We start from the raw sequence: 6,232 nt of genomic DNA, 5'->3' as shown, positions 1-6,232 counted from the left end.
TAGGACTCAGGAGTCAGGAGGGAAGAAAGGAGTAATACATAGGAAATATTAGAGAATAGTATTGATAATTTCAGTATTTATTTGGTACTGTCAGTGTTATCAGTCCTTAAATTTTATTATAACTGACCCGTCCGTTAGCGTAGCTCCCCCGGAGGGGGAACATGATATAATATATTAAATGATGAAAATGTTTTTTAAAGTTACCAAAATTCCAGATTAATTCAGTATTTTCAAGGCTAAAATTTTCATAAATAAAATCAACAAATTTTTTGTTGAAAAGGATGTAAATTTTAATTTAATTAGAACAAAACTATTCCAGAAAATAGGCAGTAGGCAGTAAGGGAAAAGAATTGATAAATTCTGTGTGATAATTGATTTGATTTTTTATTATAGGAGATGTCTATTTTAAATTCCCAGCTCTGTTGTTGTAAGCATTTCCTACGGAATGCTGCGCAAACAGCATTCAGCTATGAGTTATGAACTTATATCATGTCCGGATAATAGCGCGATCAAAAAACTTTCTCTTTCTTCTTCTTTCTTCCCTCCTGTCTCCTGTCTCCTGACTCCTGACTCCTTCATCTTCTATAGATTAATAATTTTATTTATTTCTGATGCTTTTCTAGTCGCCTCAGCAACTTTTAGGGTATACAAACTTGCTTCTGGAGTTACATATAAAGGAGTTCCCTCCAATAAATGTTCAATTACCATTTTTGTATCTTTAGCAAATAAACCTCGTCGCGCCCCCACTTCTATAGTTTCTGTTTTTTCTCCCTGCAATAGTTGACCTTGTTGAGGAGTAAAAATTAATGTGCCTGCTTCGCCGTAAAGAGTAAAAGTGTTTTCTGAGATCCAAAATTTGTCACCTTTGCCATAGACGCTTTCCCCAATAACACCATTGCTAAATTTTAACTGGGCAGTACACAAACAAGCATTATAAAGGTCTGCTTCAGTGTACCAAAACTGACTTTGGCAATTGACATTATCAACTTGACCAAATAGGTCGGTAAACCGATGCAAACGAGAAAGCGCTCCCATAAAAGGAAAGCCAAATAATGAAGGCTGATAAGTCCATTTTACAGGTGCTGGCTGTTTAGAATTGATTGTAATGTAACGAGCGTAGAAGACTTTACCAATAGCTGATAAAGATTGTTTAATCGCATTATGGAGACTGCCGAGAAGCTCAATATGTTCGACGTGCAATAGCTTATTTTTCTTAGCTGCCAGAGAAATTAATGATTCGGCTTCATTTGAGTCTAGGGAAAGAGGATACTCCACAATGATGTGTTTATCATTTTCTAGGGCTGCACGAACAATTGATCCATGGTCTCTATTAATAGTAGAAACGATAACTAGATCCAAATCTTCTCGTTTTACCAACTGTTGCCAAGAAGCTGTATTCTGAACTTGGAAGGTTTGACTAAATTCCTCAGTTTTTTCTGGGGTATGACCTGCTACCGCAACTAGGAGCGATCGCGTATCTACTTTTAATGCCTCAGCTCTAGTTTTAGCAGCATGACCAGTACCAACAATACCTACTCTGATCGGGATAGTGGGGCATAAAGAGGAAGAGAGATTTGTTTGGGTCATAGTTAAAGTACAAAATTAAAATATTATACTTTAGATTATATATGTCAATGACTGTGCTAAAATTCAATATTTTTTAATATCTGTCTGAGAGTTGTTGTCCAATCAGGTATAAGTAATCAGAATTAAATTAGAATTATTTATAACAAATTCTATAGTAATTTTTTGCCTAATTTGTTTTACAACATTGATTTTTTCCCTTAATATCAAAGATGGAAATAAAACAAGTACAAATAATTTGGCTAATCAAGCCTTGTGTTTTGTATAAGTTTAAATTATATATAGACAAAACTAGCTGAAGAGGAAAAATAAATGGCCACTTACAAAGTTACTCTAGTTACACCAGATGGTGAAAAAGTAATTGAATGTCCTGATGATGAGATCATTCTTGATGTTGCTGAAGATCAAGGATTAGATATACCCTATTCCTGTCGCGCTGGTGCTTGCTCCTCCTGTGCTGGTAAAATTGAATCAGGTACAGTAGATCAAGACGATCAGTCATTTTTAGATGATGACCAGATAGAACAAGGATATGTACTAACCTGTGTGGCCAAACCAACGTCTGATTGTACTATTAAAACTAACGTGGAAGAAGAGCTAGGATAAGTAGCTGAGAGCAAATTAATTAATTTTTTTTGGTAATAGTTGAGGATCTTTCAACTATCAGCTAATACGCTGAAATTAAAGCTCTTCTCTTGTGTGAGGTAATTAATCAGCTAGCTTAAGCTCCAAGTAATTTTGGGGTTTTGCTTGTTTGGGTAATTGACCTCTACTAATTCTAATGTGAATCCCAGAAAATGAGTATCAGCGATCAAAATCAATATAAGTACTGATCGCTATTTTTCTAGTGGATAGCAGTAAAATCAATCAACGAGTTGCTGATTTAAAGCATCACGAGTCAGCTCTATTGCCTTAAAAATGAGTACGACTCTATCTAAACTAATGAACCCTTTTGTTTGTGGGATAGAGACGAAACTATTGAATGTAAGGAGTGTAAAATGGCAAGCTATAAAGTAAAACTGAAAACTCCAGAAGGAGATAAAGAAATTGATTGTCCTGAAGACAAGTATATTCTTGATGAAGCAGAAGAGCAGGGATTTGATTTACCCTTCTCTTGTCGTGCTGGCGCCTGTTCTACCTGTGCTGGTAAAATAGTAGAGGGTACAGTAGATCAAGGCGATCAGTCATTTTTAGATGACGATCAGATCGGATCGGGATATGTTTTAACTTGCGTAGCTTATCCTACATCTGATTGTACAATTGAAACCCACCAAGAAGAAGCACTTTACTAAAGTTAGCAGCTTCAAGTCAATCAAAAATCAAAAAAATTGTCTAATTAATTATTGAGAGGAAAATTATATGCCTACCTACAAAGTTACTCTAATAAATGAAGAAGAGGGAATCAACCAAACTATTGATTGTGCTGATGATACCTATATCCTTGATGCTGCTGAAGAAGCAGGTATTGACCTACCTTACTCCTGTCGTGCTGGTGCTTGTTCGAGCTGTGCAGGAAAGGTAGAAGGTAACGCAGATGATGTAATAGATCAAAGTGATGGCTCCTTCTTGGATGACGATCAGATTGCAGAAGGATATGTACTAACTTGTGTTGCTTACCCTAAAAAAGACTGCACCGTTACGACTCACCAAGAAGAGGCACTTACTTAGTAGTTGAGAGAGTGTTTGTCAAATAAATATTAGACAGCGTAGTGGCGCGTCAAGCTTAAAATGGTATTGACATGGAGAAACAGGTGTTAAGAGTCTTGGCGTGCCACAGTTTCAACAACAGGATAAAGATGCTTCAATTTAATTCGTGCATCTTGGGTTGTCAAATGCCAAATTACTTGACTAGCTGTGCGATTTTGTTCCCGACGACTTTTTCCCATAAGCTCTAGTATTTTTCAACAAACCTAAAAGCTAAAACCTACAACCTACAACCTTCCTCAAGTCCAAGCACGGAAGAAAGTATTTTCTTGCCAAACACTGGCTGTTTTTTGTTCGATCGCTCCCATGTCCTGTTGAGTTAACTGTTGAAACGTTTGGGCGACTCTAACATTAGACTGCAACATTTCCACAGACTCTGTAGCTACGATACAACAATGTACGCCCTCTAAGGACAATACATATCCCATCGCTTCCTCCATATTCAATACCCCCGGTCGGAGTAATTTACCGTAAGCTGGTATTTTCATTCCAATAACACCCACATTTTTTTGTTGCGCAACAGGTAACACAGTAGGAGCAAATGGTCGTGGATGATGTTTGTCAGCAGCATTAATAGAAACCAGAGTCGTGTCAAATGGATAGCGACGTAGTCCCTCAGCAATAATATCAGGTTCGTGATGACCTGTAATTCCTGAAAATTTGACTATACCTTGTTCTTTTGCTTCTTCCATTGCTTTGATAGCACCTTGGGAACTGAATATTTCATCTAAAGTTTCTGTAAATGAAACATGGTGTAACTGCCACGAGTCGAGATAATCTGTATTTAACCGTTTTAGCGATCGCTCTAACTCTCTCCATGCTCCGTCGCGGTCGCGTCTTCCGGTTTTACTTACCAAAAATATATCTTTTCGATAAGCGGGTAAGACTTTTCCTAAATGTTCTTCACTTGCACCATAACTAGCAGCAGTATCAAAATATCTAATTCCTAGAGACAGAGCAGCTTCAATTATTGCAACTGACTCTTTTTCCTGTCCGCTTTTATTGAGGGGTGTTCTTCCTGCTCCACCTAAACCTAACAATGGTACTTTTACACCCGTTTTACCTAATACTCGTTCTGGCATTGTGGATGTGGTGGGTAGTTTTTCAGCAGATGCTACTTTGGTTTGAGTCTGTTTATTGATGGCAGCACCACCGATGATGCCACCCGTAACCGCAAGACTGGTTATTATTAAGTTACGTCGAGTCGTTTTTTTTTCATAGTTATCGATAGGTTTTTTTAACATTATAACAACTCTAAAAAATTATGTTTTTTGTGATAGCATATTTCATCTTAGTAAGGTACAACTGTGACAGACAAGGCTCCTGTGTTACAGTTTTTATCATTAGACATCTCCAGAAAATAAATAACGGGACTTAAAGCATTGTATAAAACTAGCTTAATCCTGAAAATTAACCATAAAAAATCTTTTTTATACCTTTTTCCTGAAAATCTATATTCCTGTTGCCTGTTGCCTCTAAGAGCAAGAAGCCCATTCTTTTTCGGAGATGCCTATTAATATTTGTATTTCATATACTTGGAATTTACTGTATATTATACCAAGCGTGAAAAAATAATTTTACGAATAGTAAGAAGAATAAAAAGAAAAATGCAGGATATGCCCTTTGACAAAAACGATGATTTCCGATCTAAAAAACGCTTTAAATACTATTCATTCTGACTCCTGACTCCTGAGGACTGACTCCTAAGAAATATCCTAGCTATTTGTAGCAAACATTTATCAAATTGGTATTACTTACTTATTTTGGGTTAGCAAATATCAATTACAGGACTTACGCAAGTGAACTCAGAAACCGGGTTTCTCGTAGATGTTTACTGTCAAAAACAATGATTTACCCTAGAAACCGGGTTTCTTGGTGCTGAATATACTCTTGCAAAAAAAATTATGATCCACCACTACCTAGAAATCTTCTCTTGGGTAAGTGCAACAGCATCTATTTTAGTAGGTTCCTTGTTTCTATCTCTTCTTAAGAGAATATTAACGGCCTTAAAGGTTATAGCTTCCTTCATTCCATATATATAATCTCCAGTCTCTTCATTCTGACCAATAACGTGTTTCCATTGTGACGGTGCTACTACTAAAGATTCACCTAATGATTCCCATTTATCATCTTTGAAAAAGAAAAGCTCGACCTCAACCTGCTGATTTTTTTCCTGAACTCGCATACGGTATTCTCTTTGAGAATTAGGTTGACTATCCAAGGTGACATAGGGAAATTTAGAACCATCGCGCTCTTCTGGTTGTACGCCAGGAGTAAAATCTGGATCTATATGCAGTCTTATGAATCCAGGGATAGTAGGTTCTTTAGGACGTATCCAAGCTCTAAGTTCAGGATTTTCCCTAACCTGACTGAAACTTTTTGGACAGGGAGAAGCATCTTCTGTGAGAATAATTTTAACATCTTGACCAACCTTCCCATTCCAACAGAAGGGTGAATTCTCGGCATATTCTAAGCCTAAAATATAAGTATTTCTCGGCTTTGTTGCATCTTCTGGAAAAATCCCTCTCCAATACAAATTAATCGCACCATTACTTGGATCGAGAGGACTTATTCCTAATTTGGCTAACTTCAGTGATGCAATTTGAAAATCACCATCTGAAATTAAATAACCTGAATCAATACGAAGTTTTGAACGTAGTCGCCAATTTCCTTGACTATCAAAGTCATCTTTTAATAAAACTGTCTCATTTGAACTAAATTTAAAATCAAAAATAAAGGTTTTTTCAGAGAAAATTGCTATACTTACTACCATGCTTGCTACCAGAATAAGAACCAGTAAATAATTTTTAATTTTCATTGATTTAGTAAATTAATTTGTGGTCAGTTAATAATACTACTAATTAATCACAAAAATCAAGGAATAACAAAAACAAGACTTACACACCAACCACTAAATCTAAAAATCCCACTCCATAAATAAGTC

7 protein-coding genes are annotated in these 6,232 nt (G+C 36.3%); 3 read left to right on the top strand and 4 right to left on the bottom strand.

The features are described from left to right. Nucleotides 1-582 precede the first annotated feature (582 nt). On the bottom strand, nt 583-1,587 hold the full coding sequence (locus F6K13_RS13835) for a Gfo/Idh/MocA family protein (RefSeq protein WP_124144343.1): 1,005 nt from the start codon (nt 1,585-1,587) through the stop codon (nt 583-585). A 309-nt stretch (nt 1,588-1,896) separates the two neighbouring features. Between F6K13_RS13835 and F6K13_RS13830 the strand changes: the two genes are divergently transcribed. The 3 genes from F6K13_RS13830 (at nt 1,897) to F6K13_RS13820 (ending at nt 3,252) form a co-directional block, all read left to right on the top strand. Then, on the top strand, nt 1,897-2,190 hold the full coding sequence (locus tag F6K13_RS13830; protein ID WP_124144344.1) for a 2Fe-2S iron-sulfur cluster-binding protein: 294 nt from the start codon (nt 1,897-1,899) through the stop codon (nt 2,188-2,190). Between the two features lie 392 nt (nt 2,191-2,582). Then, complete coding sequence (locus F6K13_RS13825) at nt 2,583-2,876, top strand: 2Fe-2S iron-sulfur cluster-binding protein (protein WP_124154701.1); 294 nt, start codon at nt 2,583-2,585, stop codon at nt 2,874-2,876. 67 nt (nt 2,877-2,943) lie between these two features. Next, entirely contained in the window at nt 2,944-3,252 is a 309-nt protein-coding gene (locus tag F6K13_RS13820) for a 2Fe-2S iron-sulfur cluster-binding protein (RefSeq protein WP_124144346.1), read from the top strand. Between the two features lie 86 nt (nt 3,253-3,338). Here F6K13_RS13820 and F6K13_RS13815 read toward each other — a convergent pair whose 3' ends face one another. From F6K13_RS13815 to F6K13_RS13805, 3 genes are all read right to left on the bottom strand, one after another. Then, on the bottom strand, nt 3,339-3,470 hold the full coding sequence (locus tag F6K13_RS13815) for a hypothetical protein (RefSeq protein WP_275670330.1): 132 nt from the start codon (nt 3,468-3,470) through the stop codon (nt 3,339-3,341). 57 nt (nt 3,471-3,527) lie between these two features. Continuing rightward, nucleotides 3,528-4,532: an aldo/keto reductase gene (locus F6K13_RS13810; protein WP_124154702.1), complete on the bottom strand. Its 1,005-nt coding sequence runs from the start codon at nt 4,530-4,532 to the stop codon at nt 3,528-3,530. Between the two features lie 671 nt (nt 4,533-5,203). Next, complete coding sequence (locus F6K13_RS13805; RefSeq protein WP_287273186.1) at nt 5,204-6,106, bottom strand: hypothetical protein; 903 nt, start codon at nt 6,104-6,106, stop codon at nt 5,204-5,206. Between the last annotated feature and the right edge of the window lie 126 nt (nt 6,107-6,232).

This window comes from Okeania sp. SIO2B9, assembly GCF_010672505.1.
Taxonomy (GTDB): domain Bacteria; phylum Cyanobacteriota; class Cyanobacteriia; order Cyanobacteriales; family Microcoleaceae; genus Okeania; species Okeania hirsuta.
Note: the sequence above shows the minus strand (reverse complement) of the source record. Positions and strands in the feature narration are given on the sequence as shown.